Raw genomic sequence first — 25,055 nt, 5'->3', positions numbered from 1 at the left:
CGTTTTCATCGTCATTCGCTGGCCTTGATCTTCAGTGTCTTGATGACCTGGCCCCAATGGTCCTGCTGCTGCTTCATCTCCAGCGCGAAGGCCTCGGGTGGGAGCGGCCGGGGCTCGGCGCCGATGGCGCGCAGCTGCTGCACCACGTCCGGCAGGGCCAGCACCTTCTGCAGCGCCGCCGCCGTCCTGTTCACCACCTCTTTGGAGGTCTGTGCCGGCGCGAACAGGCCCCACCAGCCGCGCATCTCCATTTCCGGAAAGCCCGCCTCGCGCGCGGTGGGCACGTCGGGCAGCAAGGGGTTGCGCTCCGCGCCGGTGGTGACCAACGGGCGCAGCTTGCCGGCCCTGATCAGCGCCAGGTAGGACGAGGTGTCGGCGATCGACATGTCGATGTGGCGCGCCAGCGTGTCCTGCATCACCTGGGCGCCGCCCTTGTACGGCACGCGCGTCATCTGGAGCTGGCGCGTGTGCACCAGCTGTTCGCCGGCGATCTGCACCATGAGGATGGCCGTGCCGTAGGACACCTGGCCCGGCCGCTCCTTCACGTAGGCCACGAACTCGCCCAGGGTCTTGGCGGGCACGGCGGGGTGCACCACCACCACGGCGGTGCTCTCGCTGATCTTGCCGATGGGGCTGAAGTCTTTCACCGGGTCGTAGCTGATGTTGCTGTAGGCGAAGGGGTTCATCACCATGGTCGACATGTGCGCCATCAACAAGGTGTTGCCGTCGGCCGGCGCCTTGGCCGCCTGGCTGGCACCGATCATCATGTCGCCGCCCGGCCGGTTCTCCACCACGATGGGGTGGCCCAGCAGATCGCGCAAGGGCGTGGCGAGGATGCGCGCGATGTTGTCGCCACCCGAGCCCGGCGGCAGCGGCACCAGCAGCCGGATGGGGCGGCCCGCGTCCTGCGCGAACGCCAGGCCGGCGGTGGTGGTGAGTGAGGTCGCGGCCATCGCCGCGACAAGGCTTCTTCTGCTCAGGCGCATGGGTCTGTCTCCTGTGTTTGTGTTGGGCTGTCCGCATGCTAGGCCGGCTGCTCGCGCGCTTCAAACGAAGATTGGTGATGCGCCCCATCCGTTTTGAAAATGTCCCGCCGACATTTCGCAAACGCATGCGCCGCATCACGAGCTTTCATTGGTTTTCCGGAAGTCGAATACCTAGCATCCCGCTGCCCGTATTCAACAACCAGGAGACACCTTTTGAACACCACGAAAAGCGGCATCGCCGTCGCGGCGGCGCTGGCCCTCACGGGCCTGCCCGCCACGGCACAGAGCAACACCGGCCCCACGCTGTACGGCACCGTCGACGGCGGCTTCTACGCCAGACAGCTCGCGGGCGAATCACGCGTCTCGCGCGTGGACGGCGGCATGATGACCACCTCGCGCTGGGGCATCCGCGGCTCCGAAGACCTGGGCGGTGGGCTCACCGCGCTGTTCGACCTCGGTGCGCAGCTTCCGCCTGGACACCGGCGAGGTCGGCCGCCACCCGGGCGACAACGCCGCCGGCCGCTTCTTCTCGCGCTACAGCTTCGTCGGTGTGCGCGGCGCCTTCGGGCAGTTCCGCGCGGGCCGCATTCCCACCGGCAGTTTCGTCAACACGCTGAGCTTCACGCCCTTTGGCGACTCCACCACGCTGGGCCCGTTCATGCTGCACACCTTCGTCGGCTCGCAGCCCATGCTGGCCTCGCACGGCATCAGCGACGGCAGCTGGAACAACTCGCTGGTCTACAACACGCCCACGCTGGGCAACTTCTCCGGCTCGCTGCAGGTCGCACCGGGCGAAGCCGCGCCCGAAGGGCGCCGTTTCGATGGCACGGCGAACTACCGCTCGGGTCCTTTCGCGGCGGCGCTGAGCGTCAGCAGGATCCGCGCGGCGGCGTACAACGTGCCGCGTTCGCGCACCGACCCGGCGGGCGCGCCCTACGTGATCGAAGCCGAGTCGAGCACGCTCGGCAGCGTGTCCTACGACTTCCAGGTGGTCAAGCTGTTCGGCCAGTGGGCCAAGGCCACGCTGCGCCCGCGCGGCCAGGCCGAGATCGACCTGGACACCGTCGGTGTGCACGCGGCCGTGCCCTTCGGCGCCGGGCGCTTCATCGCCTCGTGGGTGCGCACCGAACGTACGCAGGCCGGCACCACCGAGCGCGATCGCACCACGCTGGCCGCGGGTTACCTGCACAGCCTGTCCAAGCGCACCGATGTGTACGCCGTGGTGATGAACGACCGGGCCACCGGCCTGCGTACCGGCACCGGTTACGCCCTCGGCATGCGCCACCACTTCTGAGATCCCCATGAAACTCGTGACCATCGATTCCGTGCGCGGCGGCGAGCCCGGTGCCCTGTTGCCTTCGGGCGAGGTGCTGGCGCTGCGGCGCGCGGCCCAGGCCGACAGCCTGGAGGCCTGGCTGCCCGAGAGCCTGCGCGAGCTGCTGGCCGGCGGGTCCGCCGCGCTGGCCCTGGTGCGCGGCCTCGTGGACCGTGTGCAGGCCGACCCCGGCCTGCAGGACCGCCTGCGCCAGCGTGGGGCGCTGATGCCACCGGGCACCCGCCTGCTCGCGCCCGTGCCCAACCCCGGCCTGGTGGTGGCCGCGGGCCTGGCCTACAAGTCGCACCTGGCCGAAATGGCCGGCACGCCCGCGCCCCGGCAGCCCACCGGTTTCCTCAAGGTGGCGGCCTCCATCGTCGGGCCGGAACACGCGGTGGCGCTGCCCGCCGACGCGCCCGCGCACGTGGACTACGAGGGCGAGCTCGCGGTGGTCTTCGGCCGGCGCTGCCACCGCGTGAGCGCGGACCAGGCGATGGCCTGCGTCGCCGGCTACACCGTGCGCAACGACATCTCCGCGCGCGACTGGGTGCGCGACGTCTGGGGCGCGACGCAGCCCTGGGAGGCGCGCCAGACCTGGGAGGTCAACATCATGGGCAAGCAGTTCGAGGGCTTCACGCCGCTGGGGCCGGTGCTGCTCACGGCAGACGAAGTGCCCGACGTGGGGCGCCTGCACATCACCACCCACCTCAACAGCGCGCTCATGCAGTCCTCGCCCGTGAGCGACCTGATCTTCAGCCTGCCCGAGACCATCGCGCACTTCTCGCGCTGGTACTGCTTCAACGCCGGCGATGTGCTGCTGACGGGCACACCGGCCGGCGTGGGGGCCGGGCGCAAGCCCCCGGTGTTCATGAAGGCGGGCGACGTGATCGAGGTCGCCATCTCCGGCATCGGCACGCTGCGCAACACCCTGGTGGCGGCGCGCTGACGAAGGCGCTTCAGCCGGGTTCGCCCGGCGATGCCGCCGTCTCCCCGTCGTGCAGCGTGGCCAGCGTGAGTTCGCGCAGCCAGATGTTGCCGCCATCGGCGTGCGCGCGGTCGTGCCATTGCTGGCGCACCGAAAACGGCGGCACCTCGAACGGCAGTTGCGCCGAGCGCAGCTGGTCGCGCGAGGCCATCATGGCCTGGCCGAGCCGGCACGGCACGGTGAGCACCAGGCGCGATTCGCTCAACAAGGCCGACAGGCCCAGGGAGTGCGCGGCCGTCAGAACCACCTTGCGCCGCGCCAGCAGGTCGGCCGCCATCAGCGTGGACTGCAGGGCCGCATCGCTGGCGCCGCTGGGCCGGTAGGCCAGGTGTTCGGCGCCGAAGTACTCGTCGAAGCTCATGCGCTCGGAGCGGATGTGGTGGTCCACGTGCATGAGCGCGAAGAAGGTCTCGTCGAACAGGTGCTGCGCATGGAAGCCCGCGCCCATGGGCGCCCAGCTGCCGATCGCCAGGTCGACGCCGCCGTCCGCCATCAGGTGGCGTGTTTCTTCCGGCGAGGTGCCGATGATCTCGAACTGCACATGCGGCGCCTGCGCGCGCGCCGCCGACATCAGGCGCGGCAGCACCACCAGCTGCCCGACGTCGTTCATGGCGATGCGGAACAGGCGGTCGCTGGTGGCGGGATCGAAACGCCGCACCTGGTCCAGCGCCTGGTTGAACTTGGCCAGGCCTTCTTCGACCAGGCCGATGAGCTGCTTGGCCATGGGCGTGGGCACCATGCCCTTGGGCGTGCGCACGAACAGCGGGTCGTCGAAGCGCTCGCGCAGGCGCTTGAGCGCGTTGCTCACGGCCGACTGCGTCATGCAGACCTTTTCACCGGCGACGGTCACGCTGCCGGTGACGTAGATGGCCTGAAAGACAAGGAACAGGTTCAGGTCGACGGTGTTGATGTTCATGGGTGGGGGCAGTGTAGGCAGGCTGGCGAGCGCGTCCATTGGGGAAAGCCACGAAGGCCACGGCGGCCATTTCGCGGCGACATGGCGCCCATCACGACTATTTGTTGGACGGCCTCGCGGCGCGCTGCCAAAGTCTCGCGCATGAGCTTCACCATCACGCTGCATCCGGCCGACCAATCCTTTGCCTGTGGTCCCGGCACCGACATCCTGCGCGCCGGCCTGGCCAGCGGCGTTGGCGATGCGCTACAGCTGCCGCTCGGGCGTGTGCCGCACCTGCCGGGGCCGCCTGGTGTCGGGCCAGGTGGACTTCGGCGACGTGCACCCGCACTACCTGTCCGACGAAGAAAAGGCGCAGGGCCATGTGCACCTGTGCTGCGCGCGCCCGCTGACGGACTGCAGCTTCGAGATCGAACCCTTCGACCCCCACCTGGTGCCGGCGCGCACGCTGCCGGTGCGGGTGCTGCGCATGGAGCGGCTCGCGCCCGACGTGATGCGCCTGCTGCTGGGCACGCCACCGAACGAGCCGTTGAACTGGCGCGCTGGCCAGTACCTCGAGATCGTGCTCGGCGACGGACTGCGGCGCTGCTACTCCATGGCCAGCGCACCGCGCGCCGGTGGCCGGCGGCAGATCGAGCTGCACATCCGCCACATGCCCGGCGGCCGCTTCACCGACCACGTGTTCGGGCAGTTGCGCGAACGCGACCTGCTGCGCGTGGAGGCGCCCCAGGGCAGCTTCTTCCTCGACGCGCAGAGCGACAAACCCGTGGTCATGCTCGCCTCGGGCACCGGCTTCGCGCCCATCCAGGCCATGGTGGAAGACAGCCTGGCCCAGGGCCTGCGCCGGCCCATCGACGTGTACTGGGGCGGCCGCCGGCGGATCGACCTCTACCTCGATGCGCAGGCGCGCCAATGGGCCGCCGAACACCCCCACATCCGCTACGTGCCGGTGCTCAGCGAAGCGGGCGACGACCCCGCCTGGGCCGGTCGCACCGGCTTCGTGCACCGCGCCGTGCTGCAGGACCACCCCGACCTGTCGCGGCACCAGGTGTATGCCTGCGGCGCACCGCCCATGGTGGACGCGGCCCGCCGCGACTTCGGCGAGGCCGGCCTGCCGGCCAACCAGTTCTTCGCCGATGCCTTCATCTCCGAGGCCGACCGCCGCCCGGCCCCGCACTGACCTTCAACCGAGAGAGAGACCCATCGCCATGATCGCTGGATTCGTCCCCGACAACTGCCGCGTCGAACCGCCGGCGCGCCACTCCGTGCTCAAGCCTTTGTGCCTGAGCCACGGCACGCTGGAGTGCTTCAACCTCACGGCCTCGCGCCGCTTCTACGAAGAGTTCCTGGGGCTCGAATGCGCGCGCCACGCCAAGCCCGCGATGTCGATCCGCCTGGGGCATGCGCTTCCATGTGGTGTGCGTGGAGGTGGGCGACCAGATCCACCCCTGCAACGTGCTCAACCACTGGGGGCTGGACGTCGCCTCGCGCGACGAGGTGGACCACGCGCACGCGCTGGCGCTGCGGTTCAAGGACACCTACGGCATCCGCCAGGTGCTCCCCATCCAGGACATGCACGGCGTGTACTCGTTCTACTTCGAAGACCTCGACCACAACTGGTGGGAGATCCAGTACTACGAGAATGGCTTCGTGCACGACGACTACTTCGATTTCGGCGACCGCTTCGACATGACCCCCTCTGAGGAAACCCGCGCATGACCACCGTGAACGTCACCCCGTTCGAGATCCAGTTCCGCACCCGCGACGGCCTGCTGCTGCGCGCCGACGTCTACCTGCCGCCCGGCGGGCGGGGCGCCTTCCCCACGCTGCTGGCCGCTTCGCCGTACCAGAAGTCCCTGCGCCGCCTGCCCGCCATGGGCGTGTTCCCCTTCATCGAATACGGCCCCATCCAGCTGTACCTGGACCACGGCTACGCCTACGTCATCCTGGACCTGCCGGGCTCGGGCGTGTCCGAAGGCATCTGGGACCCGTGGTCCAAGGCCGAAGGCGAGGCCACGCACGACGCGATCGAACACATCGCCACCCAGCCCTGGTCCAGCGGGCGCATCGGCATGATCGGCCAGTCCTACTACGCCATGAGCCAGTGGAACGCCGCGCGCACGCGCCCGCCGCACCTCACCACCATCGTGCCGTACGACGGTTCGTGCGACCCCTACCGCGACTTCCTGTACCACGGGGGTGTGCCCATCCAGGGCTTCCTGGGTTCCTGGCTGATCGGTTCGGTGCTGCTGCAGCACACCGCCGAAGGGCACGACGTGCGCGGCGGCGCGCGCCACGAGGTGCTGCCCGACGTGTTGTCGCACACGCTGGACGACGGGTGGCACCGCCGCCGCGCCGCCTTCTGGGAACTCGGGAACATCGACATCCCGGTGTTCTCCATCGGCGTCTGGGGCAAGGCCTCGCTGCACCTGCGCGGCAACGTCAACGGCTTTGCCGGTGTGCGCGGCCCGCGCCGCCTGCTCATCACCGAGCCCGACACCTTCCACAAGGCACAGCACTATTTCGCCGAAGAGGCCCTGCACCGCGAGGAGCTGCTGCCCTGGTACGACCACCACCTCAAAGGCGTGGACAACGGCGTCATGGACCAGGCGGCGGTGCGTTACTTCGTCAACGGGCGCGGGCGCTATGCGAGCACCGACGCCTGGCCCCCGGCCGACGCGGCGCCGCGCGCTTTCTACCTCAGCGGCGCGCGCAGCGGCGTGGTGAACTCGCTCAACGACGGCTCGCTGACGGATGCCGTGCCGGCCGAGGCCACCGCCACCACCGCATGGACCTACCCCGACGAACAGTGGGTGGCCGGGGTGACCACCTTCGTCAACGGCGTGCCCGACCACGTGGCCCGCATCAACACCTTCACCACGGCGCCGTTTGAGAAGGAAAACGAGTTCACCGGCCAGGGCACCCTGGTGCTGCACGCCTCGTCCGATCAGACCGACTTCGACGTCTTCGTCAAACTGAGCCTGCTGCCCGCGCCGGGCCGCCCCGGGCCCGCGCGCAAGATGAGCCAGGGTTGGCTGCGCGCCTCGCACCGGCGCGAGGACCCGGCGCTGACGCAGGAGCTGCGCCCCTTCCACACCCACGACCAGGTCGAGCCCGTGGCGCCGGGTCAGGTGGTGGAGCTGCGCATCGAACTCATGCCCATGGGCTTCGTCGTGCAGCCCGGCGAGCGCCTGCGGCTGGAGATCACGAACAACGACTCCACGATGATCGACCAGCCGATGACGCACTGGTATGGGCAGAAGGTCGGCACCGACACCTACCACCACGACCGGCTGCACCCGTCGCGGCTGCTGCTGCCGCAACGGGCGGCCAGCAGCCCCTGATTCAGCCGCCGCGCGCCATCGCCAGCACCGCGCGCGCCTGCGCCGCATCCACCACCCCCGGCGTGTCCGAGGTCCAGGCGACGAAGCTGTCGGGCCGCACCAGCACCAGGCGGGCTTCGTAGCGCGCGGCCTCGCCGGTCCGGGTGTCTTCCACCACGTTCAGCGGCAGCGTCAGGGCGGCCGCGGCCTCGCGGAACGCCTGCGCCTCCGCGGCGCTGGCGCCCAGCGCGATCAGGGTGTAGCCCGGCCCGAAGGCCTCGTACACGTTGCGCCCGGAGGACAGGACCGCCGGCGCGATGTGGTGGCCGGCCCGCGCGACGAACTGGTGCGAGCCCACCGAGCTCGGGCCTTGTCCGCTGCCGTTGGGCTGCACCACGGGCGAGCCTTCGTAGTTCGGCTCGAAGGCGTGCACCTCGCCCACCGCGCCTTTCGCGCGCGCCTGCCAGGCGGCGTCGAACCGCGCCTGGTCGACGGCTGGGTCGTGCGTCTCCAGGAACTCGCGGTCGGTGTCGATCGACTTGGCGATGAAGTCGCGGATCGTGGAGCCGAACACCGGGCGGCGTTCCGCATCGTAGGAGTCGAGCAGCTCCCCGCCGCCCCAGCCCTGCAGCGTGGACGCCAGCTTCCAGCCCAGGTTGCGCGCGTCCTCCAGGCCGGAGTTCACGCCATAACCCCCGTAAGGCGGGTGGCTGTGGGCGGCGTCGCCCGCGATGAAGACGCGGCCCTGGCGGTAGCTGTCGGCCAGCATGAAGCGCAGGTCCCAGAAACCGATGTGCTCGAACTCGACCTCGAACGGCGCGCCCACGGCTTCGTGCAGGTAGGCCGCGAAGTCGAAGTTGTCCTTGGTGGTGCCCGGCGGCACCGGCGCGTGGAAGAACCAGGTGCTGCCCAGGTCCACCCGGCCGAAGAATTTCCAGTAGCCCTTGAGGCCCGGCTGCAGCACGTTGTAGTAGGACTTGCCGGGGTAGCGCTTGAGCAACTCGTGCAGCCCTTCGGACTTGAACACCAGCAGCACCATCATGCGGTCGTGGTCGGTGCGGGTCTGGGTCATGCCGGCCTTGTCGCGGATCACCGAGCGCGCGCCGTCGCAGCCCACGGCATAGGCCGCGCGCAGCTGCCGGCGGCCCGAGCCGCCGCGCTCTACCACGCTCACCGTCACGCCGTCGGCGTCCTGCTGCACGTCCTCGGCCTCCCAGCCGTACAGGGTGTGCACGCTGGGCAGCTCGGCCACGCGGCGGCGCAGCACGGCCTCGGTGGCGTACTGCGGCAGCCGCTCGTTGCCGGTGAAGTAATAGGGCTTGACCAGGTCGCGCTGCAGCCAGTCGTAGTGCGGCCCCAGCAGGGTGCCGTAGGCCGTCAGGCCGCCGATGCCGTACTCCGGCGGAATGGTGCGCGCGGCGCGCAGCGCCGGCTCCGCGCCCCAGGCGTGGAAGTGCTCCATGGTGCGCTGGGTCAGGTTCTGGCCCTTGGGGATCGGCTGCGGCTGCGGGTAGCGCTCCACCACCACGCAGCGCACGCCGCGCTGGCCCAGCTCGATCGCCAGGCCCGTGCCCACCGGGCCGCCACCGACGATGACCACCTCGGTGTCGAACGTGCTGTCGGCCTTGTTGCTGTGTTTGCTCATGTGTGGCTCTTCTCTCTGTTCTCTCTTACTCGGCGGTGATGCCCTGGGCCTTGATCAGGCTGGCCCAGCGCTGGGCGTCGGTGGTCATCAGCTGCTGGAACGCCTCCGGGGTGGAGTGGGCGGGCGTCATGCCCTGGGTCTCGAACGCGGTCGCGATCGCGGGCTGCGCCAGGATGTCGCGCAGCTCCTTGTTCAGCTGGTCGATCAGCGCGCGCGGCGTGGCCGCGGGCGCCAGCACGCCGTACCACATGTCCACGTTCAGGTTGCCCAGGTTCAGGCTGCTGAGCGGCGGCACGTCGGGCAGCAGCGGGTTCGCCTGGCTCGAGCTGATGGCCAGCGCCTTGAGCTTGCCCGCCTTGATGTGCTGCAGCGCCACGTGGATCGGCAGGAACATCAGTTCGATCTGTCCGCCCAGCAGGTCCGTCACGGCCGGCGCCGTGCCCCGGTAGCCGATGTGCGTGATGGAAATCTTGGCGCGGTTCTTCAGCAGCTCCATCGCCAGGTGGTGCGGCGTGCCGGCGCCGGGCGAGCCGTAGTTGAGGGCGCCGGGGCGCGCGCGGGCGCGCTCCAGCAGGCCTTTGAGCGAATCGATCTTGGTGTTGGGGTGGGTCACCAGCAGCAGCTGGCCCCAGCTCGTGAGCGAGACGGCCGCGAGGTCCTTGACCGGGTTGAAGCCCGCGTTCGGGTACAGCGCGGCGTTCATCACCAGCGTGTTGACGCTCACCAGCAGCGTGCTGCCGTCCGGCGTGGCGCGCACGACTTCCTGGGTGCCGATGTTGCCGGAGGCGCCGGCCTTGTTCTCGACGAAGAAGGGCCGTTTCAGGCGCTCGGCCAGCTGGGGCGCGATCTGGCGCGCGATCAGGTCGATGCCGGTGCCGGGGGTGAACGGCACCACCAGGCGCACCGGTCCGTTGGCCGGGCCCTGGGCCCGCACGAAAGGCGCGGCCACCGTGGCCAGGCCACCGAGCACGAGGCTTCGGCGCAGCGGGGAGGGGGGAAGGAAGGCGGGAGGGGTTTTCATGGTGCGGTCTCCATTGATGAGGGAGAATTACAGCAACACCTTTGACATTCATCAAACGGAAGATTTTGAACAACTCTTCAAGAAAATTGATCAATGTGGGCAGCCGGCAGCTCCAGGCCTTTCTGGAGGTGGCGCGCCTGCGCAGCTTCGCCAAGGCGGCCGAACAGGTGCACCTGTCGCCCTCGGGCATGAGCATGCTGGTCAAGGAGCTCGAAGACCAGGTGGGCGCGCGCCTGTTCGACCGCACCACGCGCTCCGTCACGCTCACCGACGCAGGGCGCCGCCTGCAGCCGGTGGCCGAGCGCATCGTGGCCGAGCTGCGCGCCATCGACGACGTGATCGGCGGCACCGAGGCGGCCGTGCGCTCGCGCATCGATGTGGCGGCCACGCCCATGGTCTCGGCCAGCCTGTTGCCGGAGGTGATCAGCGCCTTCAACCAGAGCCACCCCCAGGTGCAGATCCACCTGGCGGACGTGGACGTGAGCGTGGTGCGCCAGCGCATCCTGGAGGGTGAGGCCGACATCGGCCTGGGCTTCTTCATCAAGCCCGCCGTGGGCCTGCAGCGCCAGCCGCTGTGCAAGTTCCGGCTGATGCGCATCAGCCCGCCGGGCAAGGGCGCGGGCGGCCTGGGGCCCAGCCAGACCTGGAGCAGCCTGGCGGAGCTGCCGCTCATCAGCCTGCCGGTCGACAACCCGATCCAGGCCGTGATCGAAAAACACCTCGCGCGCATCGGGCGCGCGCACGAGGAGCGGCCGCGCATGAACCTGATCGGCACGCTGATCGCGATGGTGCGCGCCGGCCGAGGCCACGCCATCGTGCCGTCCTTCGCGCTGGAGGACTGCCTGCGCCAGGGGCTCAAGGTGTCCATGCTCAGCAACCCCACGGTGCACATCGAGCTGCACGTGGTGTCGCTGCGCGGCACGCAGCCCAAGCTGGCGGCCACGGCCTTCGCGTCTGCCGTGAAGAAGGCGGCCTCGCGCCTGCCCGGTTAGGCTTTGCGAGGGCGCACGGTGCGCGCCGGTTGCCGCGCCACCTCGCGCAGCGCGTCCAGCAGGCCGTCCACCGCCGCGAAGCCGAGCGCGTCCTTGCGCCAGTACATGGTCATGGCGCTGGGCGTCTCCAGCAACAGCGGCAGGCGCTTGAGCATCTTCCAGCGCTCGGGCAGCTCGATGGCGCGCTCGGAGACCACGGCCACCATGTCGCTTTCCGCCACCAGCGCGATGGTGGCGAGCAGGGAGTTCGACTGCACGCTCGCGCCCGGGATCGTGCGGCCGGCGGCCGAGAGCGCGGATTCGAGCAGGTCGCGCGCGGGGATGTCGCGCGTCCAGACCACCCAGCGCTGGGCCAGCAGGTGCGACCACTGCAGGGACTTGCGCTGCGCCAGCGGGTGGTCCGGCCGCACCGCGAAATGCAGCCGCTCCTCGTAGAGCACCTCCGAGGCGATGCCCGGGTCGTGGTACTTGGCCGCCGGCCGGCCCACCGCGATGTCGATCTCGCGCTGCGTGAGCTGCTGGAACAGCCGGTCCATCGGCGCCTCGACCAGCTCCACGCTCGCGTTGGGCATGCGGGCCAGCAGCGACAGCACCGCCTGCGGCACCACGCCCGCGATGGTGGCGCCCGAGGCGCCGATCACCGCGCGGCCGCTGCCGCCGTCGCGCAGCGCGGCCATCTCTTCCCGCGCGCGGTCGAGCTCGTTGCCGATGTGCACCGCGAACTCGCGCAGGATCTGGCCGTGGGCGGTGGGGCGAAGCCCGCGCGCGTGGCGTTCGAACAGCGTCAGCCCAATGTCGGCCTCCAGCTCCTTGAGCCATTTCGAGAGCGCGGGCTGCGTCATGTGCAGCCGCTCGGCGGAGTGGCTGATGTTCTGCGTCTCCGCCAGGCTGACCAGGATCTGCAGGTGCCGCAGGCGCAGTCGATTCGTCCAGTCCATGGGCCGTCCTGCTATGTTCAAAAAGTTATGGATGAGAGCAATTCACCATTTTACGAGGCATGGCATCGGGCCAATACTCGACACCTTCAAGAACAGGAGACAAGACCATGATTCGCCGAAGCCTTCTGGCCTGCGTCGCGCTGTCCGCCATTGCCATGGCGGTGCAGGCCCAGGACACCTACCCGTCCAAGCCCATCAAGTTCGTCGTGGGCTACTCGCCCGGCGGCTCCAACGACATCCTCGCGCGCATCGTCGCCAAGCGCCTGGGCGACAGCCTGGGCCAGCCGGTGGTGGTGGAGAACCGCCCCAGCACCGGCGCCATCGTGGGCGCGGTGGTGACCAAGCAGGCCGCACCCGACGGCTACACGCTGATGATCGGCGCCAGCGGCCCGCTGGTGATCAACGCCGCCACCTATGCCAACCTGCCGTACTCGCCGCAGAAGGACTTCATCCCGATCTCCACGATCGCGACCTTCCCGCTGATCGTCTCGGTCAAGGCGGACTCGCCGTTCAAGTCCATGCCCGACCTGGTGAAGTACACCAAGGAGAACCCGCAGCTCTCCAACTACGCCTCCAGCGCCTCCACCTTCCAGCTCGCCACCGAGCTGCTGAAGGAGCGCACCGGCATCCAGTCGCAGCACGTGCCCTACAAGGGCAGCGGCGACTCGATGAAGTCCGTGGCCGGCGGCGAGACCACCTTCAGCATGCTCGACCCCGGCCCGGCGGCCGGCGCCATCAACGGCAAGCTGGTGCGGGGCCTGGCCGTGTCCTCCGACGTGCGCAACCCGTCCTTCCCCGACATCCCCACGCTCAAGGAGCAGGGCATCGACCTGAGCATCCAGTTCTGGATCGGCCTGTTCGCGCCCGCCGGCACGCCCGCGCCCATCGTGAAGCTGCTGGAGCGTGAAGTGGCGAAGGCGGTGCAGCACCCGGAGACGCTCAAGAGCATGGCCCAGCTGGGCCTGACGCCGGCCTCCAGCACCTCGGAAGCCTTCACCCGCCAGATCGCGCAGGAGATCCCCACCTGGACCGAGGTCGCGCGCAAGAACAACATCAAGGCCGATCAGTGAGCATGAGCGAGATCACCTACCGCGCGCCGCGCCTGTTCATCGGCGGGCAGTGGCGCGCGGGCAGCGCCGAGACCCGCAGCCCGGTGATCAACCCCGCCACCGAAGCCGTGCTCGACGAGCTGACGCACGCCTCGGCGCGCGACCTCGACGACGCGCTCGCGGCGGTGGCCCAGGGCTTCAAGGTCTGGCGCGCCACGCCCGCGGCGGCGCGCCAGCGCGTGCTGCTGCAGGGCGTGCAGAACCTGCGCGCGCAGCGCGAGGCCATCGCGCGCCTGCTCACGCTGGAGCAGGGCAAGCCCCTGGCCCAGGCGCGCATGGAAGTCGATGTGGCGGCCGACATGGTGCAGTGGTACGCCGAGCAGGCCAAGCGCGTCTACGGCCGCATCCTGCCAGCGCCGCAGCCGGGCGCCGACTACGAGGTGCGCAAAGAGCCGGTGGGCCCCTGCCTGCTGATGTCGCCCTGGAACGTGCCCGTGATCCTCGCCGCGCGCAAGCTCGGCGGCGCGCTCGCGGCGGGCTGCTCCTGCATCCTCAAGCCGCCCGAGGAAACCCCGGCCTCGGTCGCGAAGATGGTCGAGTGTTTCATCGAAGCCGGCGCGCCCGATGGCGTCATCAACCTCGTCTTCGGCGTGCCGGCCTTCGTGTCCTCGCACCTCATCGCGTCGGACGTGATCCGCAAGGTGTCCTTCACCGGCTCGGTGGCGGTGGGGCAGGGCCTGGCCCGCCTGGCCGCGCCCGGCCTCAAGCGCCTCACGCTGGAACTCGGCGGCCACTCGCCGGTGATCGTGTTCGATGACGCCGACGTGGACGCCGTGGCGCGCCAGCTGGTCGCGGCCAAGTTCCGCAACGCCGGCCAGCTCTGCCACGCGCCCACGCGCTTCTTCGTGCAGCGCGGCGCCTACGCGCGCTTCGTCGACACCTTCGCGGCCGCCGCTTCGCAACTGCGCGTGGGCGACGGCCTGGCCGAGGGCACCGACATGGGGCCGCTGGCCGAACGGCCGGCGCCTGGGCGCGATCCGCGAGCTCGTCGATGCGACACGCACCGAAGGCACGCTGGTGGCCGGCGGCGAGCGCGTGGGCGAGCAGGGCTACTTCCACCAGCCCACCGTGTTCGCCGACGTGAACCCCGATGCCAAGGCCATGCGCGAGGAGCCCTTCGGCCCGGTCGCGCTGATCCGCGCCTTCGACACGCCCGCGCAGGCCATCGAGCTGGCCAACGCCACGCGCTACGGCCTGGGCTCCTACGTGTTCACCGACTCCGCGCGCCTGCAACGCCAGATGATCGCCGACCTGGAGGTGGGCAGCGTCGCCATCAACAGCACCGTCGTCACCGTCGCCGAGGCGCCGTTCGGCGGCGTGCGCGACAGCGGCTACGGCTACGAGAGCGGCGAAGAGGGCCTCGACAGTTACCTCCACACCAAGTTCGTCAACCGCAGCTATTCCGCATGAGCCCCGTTTCCCCGACCCCTTTCACCGTGCGCGACGGCGTGTACGACGTGCTGCGCCAGTTCGGCGTGGACACCATCTTCGGCAACCCGGGCTCCACCGAGCTGCCCATGTTCCGCGACTTCCCCAGCGACATCCAGTACGTGCTGGGCCTGCAGGAAGCCGTGTGCGTGGGCATGGCCGACGGGTATGCCCAGGCCACCGGCAAGGTCGGCTTCGTCAACCTGCACTCGGCCGCCGGCGTGGGCCACGGCATGGGCAACCTCTACACGGCGTTCAAGAACCGCACGCCGCTGGTGGTCATCGCGGGCCAGCAGTCGCGCTCGATCCAGCCGCTGGACGCCTACCTGGCCTCGGAGCGCGCCACCGAGCTGCCGCAGCCGTACGTGAAATGGAGCATCGAACCGGCGCGCGCGCAGGACGTGCCCCAGGCCATCGCCACCGCCTGCCGCCGCGCGCTGCAGGCGCCTTGCGGCCCGGTGCTGGTCTCCGTGCCCTCGGACGACTGGGACCAGCCCGCCGAGCCGGTGGTGCAGCGTGCCATGAGCCGGCGCACGGCGCCCGAACCGCAGGCCATCGCCGCGCTGGCGCAGGCGCTCGCGGCCTGCGAGCGGCCGGTGTTCGTGGCCGGCGCGGAAGTGGACCGCACCGGGGCCTGGGACGGCATCGTCGCCCTGGCCGAGCGCCACGGCGCCAAGGTGTTCAACGCGCCCATGTCGGCGCGCGCGGGCTTCCCCGAGGACCATGCGCTGTTCCACGGTTTCCTGCCCGCGGTCAAGGCGCAGATCGTGCAGAAACTGGCCGGCCACGACCTCGTCGTGGTGATCGGCGCGCCGGTGTTCACCTACCACGTGGAAGGCGACGGCCCGCACCTGCCCGACGGCGCCACGCTGTGGCAGCTCACCGAAGACCCCGATGCCGCCGCGCGCTCGCCGGTGGGCACCTCGGTGGTGGGCGACGTGGCGCTGGCGCTGCAGGCCCTGCAGGGCGCGCAACCGCAGCGCGCGCGCACCCCGCCGCCGGCCTGGGTGCGCGAAGCCCGCGCCGAACCGGGCGCGCCGACCCAGGTGGCCTACCTGCTGCAGACCATCGCGGAACTGCGCTCGCCCGACGACGTGATCGTGGAAGAGGCGCCCACCGCCCGCGTGGTGATGCACCAGCACCTGCCCATCCTGAAGCCGCGCTCCTTCTTCACCATGGCCAGCGGTGGCCTGGGCCACAGCATGCCGGCCGCCGCCGGCATCGCCCTGGCCTGGCGCGAGCGCCGCGTGATCGCCATCATCGGCGACGGCTCCAGCATGTACTCGATCCAGACGCTGTGGACCGCCGCGCAGCTCGGCCTGAACATCAGCTTCGTCGTGGTCAACAACCGCCGCTACGGCGCGATGAAGCGCTTCGGCGGCGTGCTCGGTTTCCCGGCCGGCGCCGTGCTGCCGGGCACCGACCTGCCGGGCATCGACTTCGTCGCGCTGGCGCAAGGGCATGGTGTGCCCGGCGAGCGCGTGGAAGACGCCGGCCAGTTGCACGCGGCCTTGAAAGCGTCCCTCGCCTCGAGAGGCCCCTCGCTCGTGGAAGTGCGGGTCGCCTGAACAACCACCACCAGGAGACAAGACGATGAACCCCAACCTCCGCCGACGAAGCTTCGTGGGCGCGGCCCTCGCCGCCGGCGCCGCGCCCCTGGCCTTCGCCCAGGCCGGCCCCTACCCCAACCGGCCGATCCGCATCTTCGTCGGCTACGCCGCCGGTGGCGCGGTGGACACCATGGCGCGCATCGTCGCGCAGCGACTCACCACCGCGCTGGGCCAGTCCGTCATCGTGGAGAACCGCGCCGGCTCGGCCGGCCTGCTGGCCGCCGACACCGTGGCCAAGGCGCCGGCCGATGGCTACACGCTGCTGCACGGCGAAAGCGCGCTGCTCATCGCACCGCAGCTGCAGAACCAGACCTCCTCGCTGGACCCGATCAAATCGCTCGTGCCCGTGGCCGGCCTGTTCCAGTCGCGCCTGCTGCTGGTGGCGAACAACGAGGTGAAGGCCAGCAACCCGGCCGAGTTCCTCGCGCTGGTCAAGGCCAACCCGGGCCGTTTCACCTACGGCACCTCGGGCATCGGCACCGTGCACCACCTGGGCGTGGAGCTGTTCAAGTCGCGCACCAAGACGCACCTGCTGCACATCCCCTACCGCGGCGCGTCGCAGCTCGTCACCGACGTGATCAATCGCCAGTTGCAGTTCGGCGTGGTGAGCGCCGCGGCCGGCGTGCCGCAGGTTCGCAGCGGGCGCGTGAAGGCCATCGCCATGTTCAGCTCGACCCGCCTGGCCGGCGCGGACGACATCGGCACCCTGGCCGAGGTGGTGCCGGGGTTTCACGTCGCGCCCCGCCAGATGCTGCTGGCGCCGGCCGGCACGCCGCAGGCCGTCATCGACCGCCTGAGCGCGGCCGTGGGTGAGCTGCTGGCGCACGCCCGAAGCGGCCAGCGCCGCCGCCGCGCAAGGCGTCACCACCGCCTACCTGGCGCCGGGCCCGCTGGCGGCCGACGTGAAGCGCGAGTACGCGGAGTGGGGCCGGGTCATCAAGGCCCAGGGCATCTCGGCCGAATGAGCGCGCCGCGCCCCCGCATCGGCCTGATCGTGCCGCCGGCCCACGGGCGCGTGCCGCCCGATGCGCCCCTGCTGTACGGCGAGCGCTTCGACTTCATCGCGCGCGGCCTGGGCATCGACGGCGTGTCGCCCCGGGGCTTCGCGCCCGTGGTGAACCAGATCGTCGACCACGCCCGCGCCCTGCGAGCGGACGGCGCGCAGGCGATCTCGCTCATGGGCACCTCGCTCAGCTTCTACCAGGGCCCGGCCTTCACCGACCAGCTGCGCGACGCCATGCAGCAGGCCACGGGCGTGCCCTGCACCACCATGAGCCACGCCGTCGTCTCGGCGCTGCGGGCCCTGGGTGTGCAGCGCGTGGCGGTGGCCACCTCGTACATCGACGAGCTCAATCAGCGCCTGGTTGTTTACCTCGGCGCCCTGGGCTTCGAGGTCACCGCCATCGAAGGCCTGGGCATCGAGCCGGTCGGCGGCGCGGCCGAGGTCTCCACCGAACGCCTGGTCGCGCTGAGCCGAAAGGTGCACGCCCAGGCGCCTGGCGCGCAAGGCATCTTCATGTCCTGCGGCGGCCTGCTCACGCTCGACGCCATCGCCACGCTGGAAGAGCAGCTCGGCCTTCCCGCCATCGGCAGCTCGCCCAGCGGTTTCCGGGACGTGGTGCGCGCGGCGGGCGAAGACCCACGCAGCCGCACCGCCGGCGGCCGCCTGTTCACCCTGGCCTGAATTCCACCCTTCGCCCATGAAAATCATCCGCATCACCGCCACCGCGCTCCACATCCCCTTCACGCTCGACGTGCCCGGCGGCGGCCGGCACCAGGAGGCGCTCGGCTGCTGCGTCGTCGAGGTCGAGACCGACGAAGGCCTGATCGGCCACGGCCTGACCGCGATCACGCAGGAGAAGGTGGCCGAGTCCATCATCACCCACGTGCTCGCGCCGGCCCTCATCGGCACCGACCCGCTGGCGCACGAGGCGCGCTGGGAGCAGATGTACTGGCTCACCGCCTCGCGCGGCCAGACCGGCTACGCGCAGCACGCCATCGCCGCCATCGACGTGGCGCTGTGGGACATCAAGGGCAAGGCGCTCAAGCAGCCGATCTGGCGCCTGCTCGGCGCGGCGCGCAAGGAGCTCGACATCTACGCCACCTTCGGTTTCGAGTTCCTCGACATCGACGGCCTGCGCGGCGCGGTCAAGTCCCTGCGCACCGAAGGCGTGGAGCATCTGAAGATGGTGGTGGGCTTTCGCGCGTTGCCGCGCCGCGAGAGCCGCAGCCTCATGTCGGTCATCAAGGAAGACGCCAAGCGCGTGCACGCGGTGCGCGAGGCCGCGGGCGACGAGGTCTCGCTCTACATCGACGCCAACTGCGGCCTGGACGCGTACCACGCCGAGCGCCTGATCCGCCTGACCGCCGACTGCAACCTCGGCTTCTTCGAAGAACCGATCACGCAGAACGACGTGCTGGCCATGGCCGACCTGCGCGCGCGCACCGGCATGCCGCTGACCTGCGGCCAGAACGAAGGCCTGGCCTACCGCTTCCGCGACTGGCTGATGGCGCGCAGCGTGGACTTCGTGCAGCCCAACGTGGTCATCACCGGCGGCTTCACGCAGTGCGTGCGCATCGCCGCGCTGGCCAACGCCTTCAACGTGTCCATCACCAGCGGCGGCGCCTACCCGCTGCACAACATGCACCTGCAGGCCGGCGTGGGCAACGGCACCAAGGTCGAGTGGCACCTGCCGGTGGTCGGCGATGATGAAGCGCCTCTACCAGGGCTTCCCCGAGCCCGTGGGTGGCCGCATCAGCATGTCGGAAGCGCCGGGCCTGGGCTTCGACCTGATCCCCGGCGCCGTGCAGGCGCTGCGGGCCTGACCCCGTGGTCCTCAACCTCGACGACTTCGACGCCGCCGCGCGCTCGCGCCTGCCGCGCGCGCTCTACGGCTTCGCGGCCAACGGCTCGGAGCGCGGCGCCTCGGTGCTGGCCAACGCGCGTTCGTTCGAACGCTGGTCCTTCGTGCCGCGCACGCTGGTGGACGTGGCCTCGGTGAGGCAGGACACCACGCTGTTCGGCACCCCCTACGCCTCGCCCTTCGGCATCGCGCCCATGGGCGGCTGCGCGCTGTTCGCGCACCGCGCGGACCTCGCGCTCGCGCAGGGCGCGCGCGCCGGCGGCATCCCCTTCGTGCTCAGCGCCGCCTCCAGCGTGCCGCTGGAACAGGTGATGCAAGCCGCGCCGGGCAGCTGGTACCAGGGCTACATTCCCGGCGACGAAGCGCGCATCACCGCCTTGCTCGCGCGGTTGCGCAGCGCCCAGGTGGGCGTGCTCGTGGTCACCGTGGACGTGCCCATCGCCTCCAACCGCGACCGCGACCGGCGCCTGGGCTTCACCATCCCGCTCAAGCCGCGCCTCTCGCTCGCCGTGGACGGCGTGCTGCACCCGCGCTGGCTGTGCGGCACTTTCGCGCGCACCCTGCTGGCCGACGGCATTCCCCGCCTGCCCAACTTCGGTGGCGAGGCCACAGGCCGACCCATCATCGCCACCCCCACGGCCGCCGCGCGCTCGGACCGCGACCGCTTCACCTGGGCGCACGTGGCCTTCATCCGCCGCCAGTGGGGCGGGGCGCTGCTCATCAAGGGCGTGCTCAGCGCCGACGACGCGCGCCTGGCCCGCGAGGCCGGTGTGGACGGCCTCATCGTCTCCAACCACGGCGGGCGCCAGCTCGACGGCGCGGCCGCGCCGCTGGACGTGCTGCCCGAGGTGCTGGACGCGGCGGGCGAGCTGCCGGTGTGCCTGGACGGTGGCATCCGGCGCGGCACCGACGCGCTCAAGGCCCTCGCGCTCGGGGCGCGCCTGGTCTTCGTGGGCCGGCCCATGCTCTACGCCGCCACCGTCGGCGGGCAGGCCGGGGTCGAGCAGGCGATCGGCATCCTGCAGAGCGAGATCCAGACCAGCCTGGCCCTGCTCGGCTGCACCCGCATCGACGAACTGCGGCCTTCCCACCTTCGAGCCCCATGACGAACACCCATTCAGCTCAAGTCCTCATCGTGGGCGGCGGCCCGGTCGGCCTCACGCTCGCCATCGACCTCGCGCAACGCGGCATCGACGTGCTGCTGGTGGAGCAGCGCCCGCGCGGCGAACGGCCCGAGGCCAAGTGCAACCACGTCTCGGCGCGCTCCATGGAGATCTTCCGCCGCCTCGGCGTTGCGCAAGACCCTGCGCGACACCGGCCTGCCGGCGGACCACCCCGCCGACGTGGCCTACCGCACCACCTTCACCGGCGACGAACTCTCGCGCATCCCCATCCCCTCGCGGCGCGACCGCTACACCGCCACGCAAGGCCCGGACACCGGCTGGCCCACGCCCGAGCCGCCGCACCGCATCAACCAGATCTACCTGGAGCCGGTGCTGTTCGAGCACGCGCTGGCCACGCCCGGCCTGCGCATCCTCACGCACACCCGCATCGAGGACCTCGCGCAGGACGACATGGGCGTGAGCGCCCAGGCCGTGGACCTCGGCAGCGGCGCCACGGTGACGCTGCGCGCCGACCACCTCATCGGCTGCGACGGCGGGCGCTCCCTGGTCCGCAAGAAGATCGGTGCCGCGCTGCACGGCGTGGAGGTGGTGCAGCGCGTGCAGTCCACCTTCCTGCGCGCGCCCGACCTGCTGCGGCGCGCTCAGCACCCGCCGGCCTGGGCCACCTTCTCGTACAACCCGCGCCGCAGCGGCAACGTGTACGCCATCGACGGCATCGAGAAATTCGTGCTGCACAACTACCTGCGCCCCGGCGAGACCGACTTCGAGTCGGTGGACCGCGACGCCTCGATCCGCACCATCCTCGGCGTGGGGGCCGACTTCGAGTACGAGGTGATCTCCAAGGAAGACTGGATCGGCCGCCGCCTCGTGGCCGACAAGCTGCGCGAGCGGCGGATCTTCATCTGCGGCGACGCCGCGCACCTCTGGGTGCCCATGGCCGGCTACGGCATGAACGCGGGCATCGCCGATGCCATGAACCTCTCGTGGCTGCTCGCGGGCCACCTGCAGGGCTGGGCCGGGCCGCGCGCGCTCGATGCCTACGAAGCCGAGCGCCTGCCCATCACCGAGCAGGTGTCGCGCTTCGCGATGAACCATTCCATCGCGCTGCAGAAGGAACGCGAGAGTGTGCCGCCCGAGCTGGAGGCCGAAGGCCCGGCCGGTGAAGCCTTGCGCGCCGCCGCCGGCAAGACCCTGTACGACCTCAACGTGAAGCAGTACTGCTGCGCGGGCCTGAACTTCGGCTACTTCTACGACGCCTCGCCCCTGATCGTCCCCGACGGCGAAAGCCCGCCCGGCTACACCATGGACACCTTCACGCCGTCCACCGTGCCGGGCTGCCGCACGCCGCACGTGTGGCTGGACGGCGGGCGCTCGCTCTACGACGCGATGGGCGACGGCTTCGCGCTGCTGCGGCTGGACCCGCAGGCCGATGCGAGCCCCTTGCTCGACGCCGCGAAGCAGCGCGGCCTGCCGCTGCGCGTGGTGGACCTGAGCCCGGCCGAAGCCACGGGCCTGTACCGCCACCGGTGGGTGCTGTCGCGGCCGGACCAGCATGTGGCCTGGCGCGGGGATGAATTGCCGGCCGATGTCCTGGCCTTGATCGATCGGGTGCGCGGCGCTTAGTGCTGTGGATATACTGCTTCTTTCGTACAAAAATGCGACCGGGATTGGCGTCCCGTGCACTGCGGCTTGAAAGCCGCAACTCGATTTGAGCCCTGCGGCTTTCTCACATTCGTGCCTCTTTCATGGTGGCCCGAGTGGGGAGACGCGAGTCTCGCCGAAACTGTCCGCAGTGCACGGTACGCCAACCTGCTTGGGCCACCGCCACCTCACAAGGGTGGCGGTGACATCACCCGCAAAGCAACAGGAAGGCACATGCAACAAGCTCCCTTCGTGCGCAGCACGGCGACCCCGCCTGGCCCTGCTCATCGACGCCGAAAACATGAGCGCCCGCAAGGCCCTGCGGCTCATGGCCCACGTCTCCGACCGTGGCGAGGCCATCGTCCGCCGCGCTTACGCGGACTGGACCAACCCCCGACAACTCGCCTGGCGCCGGATGCTGCACACCCTAGCCATCCGCCCCATCCAGCAATTCCACTACGCCCACCAGAAGAACGCCTCGGACGCCGCGCTCATCATGGACGCCATGGAGCTGCGGTCCCGCCGCCCTCGCTTGGATGGCATCTGCATCGCCTCGTGCGACAGCGACTTCACCGGCATCGCCGGGCGCCTGCGCGAAGCCGACATCGCGGTCTACGGCTTTGGCCGGCCCGACGCCTCACCGGCCTTCGTGGCCGCGTGCAACCACTTCGTGTTCCTGTAGCCGCTCAGTGCTTTTCGAAACTGGCAGGAATTCATGTTGTTGGGTCAGTATGTCAACGGTACAAAGACGAATCCTGGCGGAGGAGACGCAGCGCCATGGGGCCTTCCCGCCGGGCTTCATGAAACTGCTGGCATTTGCCGGGCCTGTCGATCGCGGGCCCCCTGCTTCGTCGTGAAGGCATCACCAACCCAAAGGAGTCGTTCATGAAGTACCTCGGTCTTGCGTACTACAACCCCGAAAAGTTCGCCGCCATGGCGCCCGCCGAGGTGCAGGCCCTGGTGAGCCAATGCCCGCCGCTGGACGAGAAGATGCGCGCCACCGGGAAGATGCTGGTGTCCGCGTCGCTCGCCGAGCCGAAAGACTGGGTCACGCTGCGCCCACGCGGCGGCAAGCCGCAGATCACCGATGGCCCCTACACCGAGGCCAAGGAAATGGTGGGCGGGATGTTCATCATCGAGGCGGACAACCGCGACGAGGCCCTGCGCCTGGCGGCCATGCACCCCGCCGCCACGCTGGGGGAGGCGGGCGGGTGGGGCGTCGAGCTGATTCCACTGGATTTCTTCCTGGGCTGAGGTACGCTGTCTCACCCCCCGGTCACCAGGAGATCACGCGCATGGCCCTCCGTCGTCACGTCCTCGTCACCGCCGCCGCCGCGCTGGCCGCGCCCACACTGCTTCGCGCCCAGCACCACGGCCACCACAGCGGCCAGTTCGAGCGCCTGAACCAGCCCGGGCGCATCGACCTGCCCGAGATCCACGCGCAGCAGGCCGTCAGCGACAGCCCCGCGCCGCGCGCGGCCAAGGCCGGTGCCTGGCGGGCGCGCGCGCCGCTGCCGATTCCGCGCACCGAGATGGCCTGGGCCGCCGCGTACCGCAGCCGCGTGCACCTGGTCGGCGGTTACGCCGAGCAGCGCGTGGACAAGCCGTACCACCACGCCTACGACCCCAGGACCGATCGCTGGGAGGAACTGCCCCAGCTGCCGCGCGGCGCGAACCACGTGGGTGTGGCGACGCTGGGCGACCGGCTCTATGCGTTCGGCGGTTTCATCGAGCAGAACCGCACGCCGCACGACGAGGCCTTCCGCTTCGACGGCGCGCGCTGGGAACGCGTGCGCCGCCTGCCGGAGGCCTGCGGGGCCATGGCCTGCATCGCGCTGGGTTCGCGCATCCACCTGATCGGCGGCGCCATCGGCAGCGACTGGCGGCGCTCGATCGACTGGCACATCGTCTACGACCCCGCGAGCGACCGCTATGAGAAGCGCCAGCCCCTGCCGGTGGCGCGGGACCACATCGGCATCGTGGTGGTGGGGCCGTCCATTCACGTGATCGGCGGCCGCGTGGATTCCTTCCACACCAACAGCAGCCTGCACCACAGCTACGACGCGCAGGCGGACCGCTGGGTCGCGCGCACGCCCATGCCCACGCCGCGCAGCGGCCACGGTTGTGTGCTGTACCGCGACCAGGTGTTCGTGATGGGCGGCGAGGGCACGAACCGCGTGTTCGGCCAGAACGAGGCCTGGGACCCGGTGGCTGATCGCTGGGTGTCGCACTCGCCCATGCTCACACCGCGCCACGGCATGGGCGCGGTGGTGATCGGCGACGAAATCATCGTGGCCGGTGGCGGGCCTCAGATGGGCGGTGGCGTGAAGAGCGCGATCAACGAGTCCTTCACCCTGGGCTGACTCCGCCGGCGCAGCGGGTGGGCGGCGGGCCCGTGCGGGTCTCGATGGAGAAGGGGATGGTGTCCACGAAGTCCTGCTGCACCTTGGGCGCCAGCGCGCTCCCGCTGAGCAGGACCTGGATGTACTGGATGTAGGACTCGCGCACGGTTTCGGCGAACAGGCCCGACCAGGCGCGAAAGACGATGTCCTTCTCCAGCGGGGCGAGGGCGATGGCATCCTGCAGCCCGCCTTCCAGGCAGTGGGCGTAGCGCACCGCATCGAATGCGCTGAGCGACAGATGGAAACCGGCGTCTTCCTGCTGAAGGATGCGCTCCAGGGCCGCCGCCTCGTCGTGGGTGTTGGCGCAGATGCGCTTGGACAGACGGTGCACGTTGTTGGAGCGCACGGGCGATGAGAGCGGGCCTTGCAGTTCGTTGAGGAACAGCGCCGCGAAGCGGCTGCCGATCTGCGCCTGGCGCATGAGCAGGCGCAGCGCCAGCTGGCGTTCGATGGGCAGGTCCTTGGTGCGCGACTCGGTGTTCGCACTGACGAACAGCCAGACCTTGCGGAGGTATTCGTTCACCAGCAGGGGCGCGTCGTGGGCCGAGAATTCGGCCAGCAGGGTGCGCATGTCGGATCGGTGCAGGGCCACGGTCTGCTGCATGGGGCTCACTCCGGTGTGGGATGGCGCCATCTTCGTACCATGGGGGGTATGCCGATCGCCACATGCTTCAAGTGCGCCGCGGGTGGCACGAAGCGTGGCGGTGGCGGCATGAGCGGTCGCGGCCGGGGTGACAATCGGCGGTGCGTCCACCCGAC

General features: G+C 70.2%; 19 protein-coding genes and 5 pseudogenes. 18 read left to right on the top strand and 6 right to left on the bottom strand.

What is annotated here, in order from left to right:
- Positions 1-11 precede the first annotated feature (11 nt).
- On the bottom strand, positions 12-986 hold the full coding sequence (locus tag ACFJGX_RS27130) for a Bug family tripartite tricarboxylate transporter substrate binding protein (RefSeq protein WP_382323161.1): 975 nt from the start codon (positions 984-986) through the stop codon (positions 12-14).
- A 99-nt stretch (positions 987-1,085) separates the two neighbouring features.
- Between ACFJGX_RS27130 and ACFJGX_RS27125 the strand changes: the two are divergent.
- The 3 genes and pseudogenes from ACFJGX_RS27125 to ACFJGX_RS27115 form a co-directional block, all read left to right on the top strand.
- Positions 1,086-1,388: pseudogene (locus ACFJGX_RS27125) on the top strand (hypothetical protein); the annotation flags it as partial.
- Between the two features lie 55 nt (positions 1,389-1,443).
- Positions 1,444-2,280: a porin gene (locus ACFJGX_RS27120; RefSeq protein WP_382327471.1), complete on the top strand. Its 837-nt coding sequence runs from the start codon at positions 1,444-1,446 to the stop codon at positions 2,278-2,280.
- 7 nt (positions 2,281-2,287) lie between these two features.
- Positions 2,288-3,247, top strand: coding sequence for a fumarylacetoacetate hydrolase family protein (locus ACFJGX_RS27115; protein WP_382327469.1), 960 nt, complete (start codon positions 2,288-2,290; stop codon positions 3,245-3,247).
- Positions 3,248-3,257: 10 nt separating this feature from the next.
- On the opposite strand, the gene ACFJGX_RS27110 is transcribed toward ACFJGX_RS27115, so the two are convergent.
- Positions 3,258-4,202, bottom strand: coding sequence for a LysR family transcriptional regulator (locus ACFJGX_RS27110; RefSeq protein WP_382327467.1), 945 nt, complete (start codon positions 4,200-4,202; stop codon positions 3,258-3,260).
- 141 nt (positions 4,203-4,343) lie between these two features.
- On the opposite strand from ACFJGX_RS27110, the pseudogene ACFJGX_RS27105 reads away from it, so the two are divergent.
- The 3 genes and pseudogenes from ACFJGX_RS27105 (at position 4,344) to ACFJGX_RS27095 (ending at position 7,543) form a co-directional block, all read left to right on the top strand.
- A pseudogene (locus ACFJGX_RS27105) lies at positions 4,344-5,379 on the top strand (CDP-6-deoxy-delta-3,4-glucoseen reductase).
- A gap of 221 nt (positions 5,380-5,600) precedes the next feature.
- Complete coding sequence (locus tag ACFJGX_RS27100; RefSeq protein WP_382327465.1) at positions 5,601-5,918, top strand: hypothetical protein; 318 nt, start codon at positions 5,601-5,603, stop codon at positions 5,916-5,918.
- Positions 5,915-7,543 (top strand): CocE/NonD family hydrolase, encoded by a 1,629-nt coding sequence (locus ACFJGX_RS27095; RefSeq protein ID WP_382323165.1) that lies wholly within the window; start codon positions 5,915-5,917, stop codon positions 7,541-7,543. The genes ACFJGX_RS27100 and ACFJGX_RS27095 overlap by 4 nt, the downstream gene beginning before the upstream one ends.
- 1 nt (position 7,544) lies before the next feature.
- Here ACFJGX_RS27095 and ACFJGX_RS27090 read toward each other — a convergent pair whose 3' ends face one another.
- On the bottom strand, positions 7,545-9,167 hold the full coding sequence (locus ACFJGX_RS27090; RefSeq protein WP_382323166.1) for an FAD-dependent monooxygenase: 1,623 nt from the start codon (positions 9,165-9,167) through the stop codon (positions 7,545-7,547).
- A 25-nt stretch (positions 9,168-9,192) separates the two neighbouring features.
- The gene (locus ACFJGX_RS27085; RefSeq protein WP_382323167.1) at positions 9,193-10,188 is read right to left on the bottom strand and encodes a tripartite tricarboxylate transporter substrate binding protein; all 996 of its coding nucleotides are present in this window, start codon (positions 10,186-10,188) and stop codon (positions 9,193-9,195) included.
- Between the two features lie 95 nt (positions 10,189-10,283).
- Between ACFJGX_RS27085 and ACFJGX_RS27080 the strand changes: the two genes are divergently transcribed.
- Positions 10,284-11,180, top strand: a complete 897-nt coding sequence (locus ACFJGX_RS27080) for a LysR family transcriptional regulator (protein WP_382325871.1) — start codon at positions 10,284-10,286, stop codon at positions 11,178-11,180.
- On the opposite strand, the gene ACFJGX_RS27075 is transcribed toward ACFJGX_RS27080, so the two are convergent.
- The gene (locus ACFJGX_RS27075) at positions 11,177-12,118 is read right to left on the bottom strand and encodes a LysR family transcriptional regulator (RefSeq protein ID WP_382323168.1); all 942 of its coding nucleotides are present in this window, start codon (positions 12,116-12,118) and stop codon (positions 11,177-11,179) included. The genes ACFJGX_RS27080 and ACFJGX_RS27075 overlap by 4 nt on opposite strands.
- 107 nt (positions 12,119-12,225) lie before the next feature.
- Here ACFJGX_RS27075 and ACFJGX_RS27070 point away from each other — a divergent pair, with 107 nt between their 5' ends.
- The 11 genes and pseudogenes from ACFJGX_RS27070 (at position 12,226) to ACFJGX_RS27020 (ending at position 24,257) form a co-directional block, all read left to right on the top strand.
- Complete coding sequence (locus ACFJGX_RS27070) at positions 12,226-13,188, top strand: Bug family tripartite tricarboxylate transporter substrate binding protein (protein ID WP_382327463.1); 963 nt, start codon at positions 12,226-12,228, stop codon at positions 13,186-13,188.
- A gap of 2 nt (positions 13,189-13,190) precedes the next feature.
- Positions 13,191-14,126 (top strand): annotated as a pseudogene (locus ACFJGX_RS27065) (aldehyde dehydrogenase family protein); the annotation flags it as partial.
- 118 nt (positions 14,127-14,244) lie between these two features.
- Entirely contained in the window at positions 14,245-14,637 is a 393-nt protein-coding gene (locus ACFJGX_RS27060) for an aldehyde dehydrogenase family protein (protein WP_382328823.1), read from the top strand.
- Positions 14,634-16,223 (top strand): benzoylformate decarboxylase, encoded by a 1,590-nt coding sequence (mdlC, locus tag ACFJGX_RS27055; protein ID WP_382323172.1) that lies wholly within the window; start codon positions 14,634-14,636, stop codon positions 16,221-16,223. The genes ACFJGX_RS27060 and mdlC overlap by 4 nt, the downstream gene beginning before the upstream one ends.
- Positions 16,224-16,248: 25 nt before the next feature.
- Positions 16,249-17,949, top strand: coding sequence for a tripartite tricarboxylate transporter substrate-binding protein (locus tag ACFJGX_RS27050; protein WP_382327461.1), 1,701 nt, complete (start codon positions 16,249-16,251; stop codon positions 17,947-17,949).
- Positions 17,950-17,965: 16 nt separating this feature from the next.
- Positions 17,966-18,907 (top strand): annotated as a pseudogene (locus ACFJGX_RS27045) (mandelate racemase/muconate lactonizing enzyme family protein); the annotation flags it as partial.
- 188 nt (positions 18,908-19,095) lie between these two features.
- The gene (locus ACFJGX_RS27040) at positions 19,096-20,235 is read left to right on the top strand and encodes an alpha-hydroxy acid oxidase (RefSeq protein ID WP_382323176.1); all 1,140 of its coding nucleotides are present in this window, start codon (positions 19,096-19,098) and stop codon (positions 20,233-20,235) included.
- Positions 20,232-21,876, top strand: a pseudogene (locus ACFJGX_RS27035) (FAD-dependent oxidoreductase). Before ACFJGX_RS27040 ends, ACFJGX_RS27035 begins: the two are co-directional and overlap by 4 nt.
- A 319-nt stretch (positions 21,877-22,195) precedes the next feature.
- On the top strand, positions 22,196-22,576 hold the full coding sequence (locus ACFJGX_RS27030) for an NYN domain-containing protein (RefSeq protein WP_382327459.1): 381 nt from the start codon (positions 22,196-22,198) through the stop codon (positions 22,574-22,576).
- Between the two features lie 203 nt (positions 22,577-22,779).
- Complete coding sequence (locus ACFJGX_RS27025) at positions 22,780-23,148, top strand: YciI family protein (RefSeq protein WP_382323178.1); 369 nt, start codon at positions 22,780-22,782, stop codon at positions 23,146-23,148.
- A gap of 41 nt (positions 23,149-23,189) precedes the next feature.
- The gene (locus ACFJGX_RS27020; protein WP_382323179.1) at positions 23,190-24,257 is read left to right on the top strand and encodes a Kelch repeat-containing protein; all 1,068 of its coding nucleotides are present in this window, start codon (positions 23,190-23,192) and stop codon (positions 24,255-24,257) included.
- Here ACFJGX_RS27020 and ACFJGX_RS27015 read toward each other — a convergent pair.
- Positions 24,244-24,900, bottom strand: coding sequence for a hypothetical protein (locus tag ACFJGX_RS27015; protein ID WP_382323180.1), 657 nt, complete (start codon positions 24,898-24,900; stop codon positions 24,244-24,246). The genes ACFJGX_RS27020 and ACFJGX_RS27015 overlap by 14 nt on opposite strands.
- Between the last annotated feature and the right edge of the window lie 155 nt (positions 24,901-25,055).

The organism is Hydrogenophaga sp. UC242_50 (genome assembly GCF_042697355.1).
Taxonomy (GTDB): Bacteria; Pseudomonadota; Gammaproteobacteria; order Burkholderiales; family Burkholderiaceae_C; genus Hydrogenophaga.
Note: the sequence above shows the minus strand (reverse complement) of the source record. Positions and strands in the feature narration are given on the sequence as shown.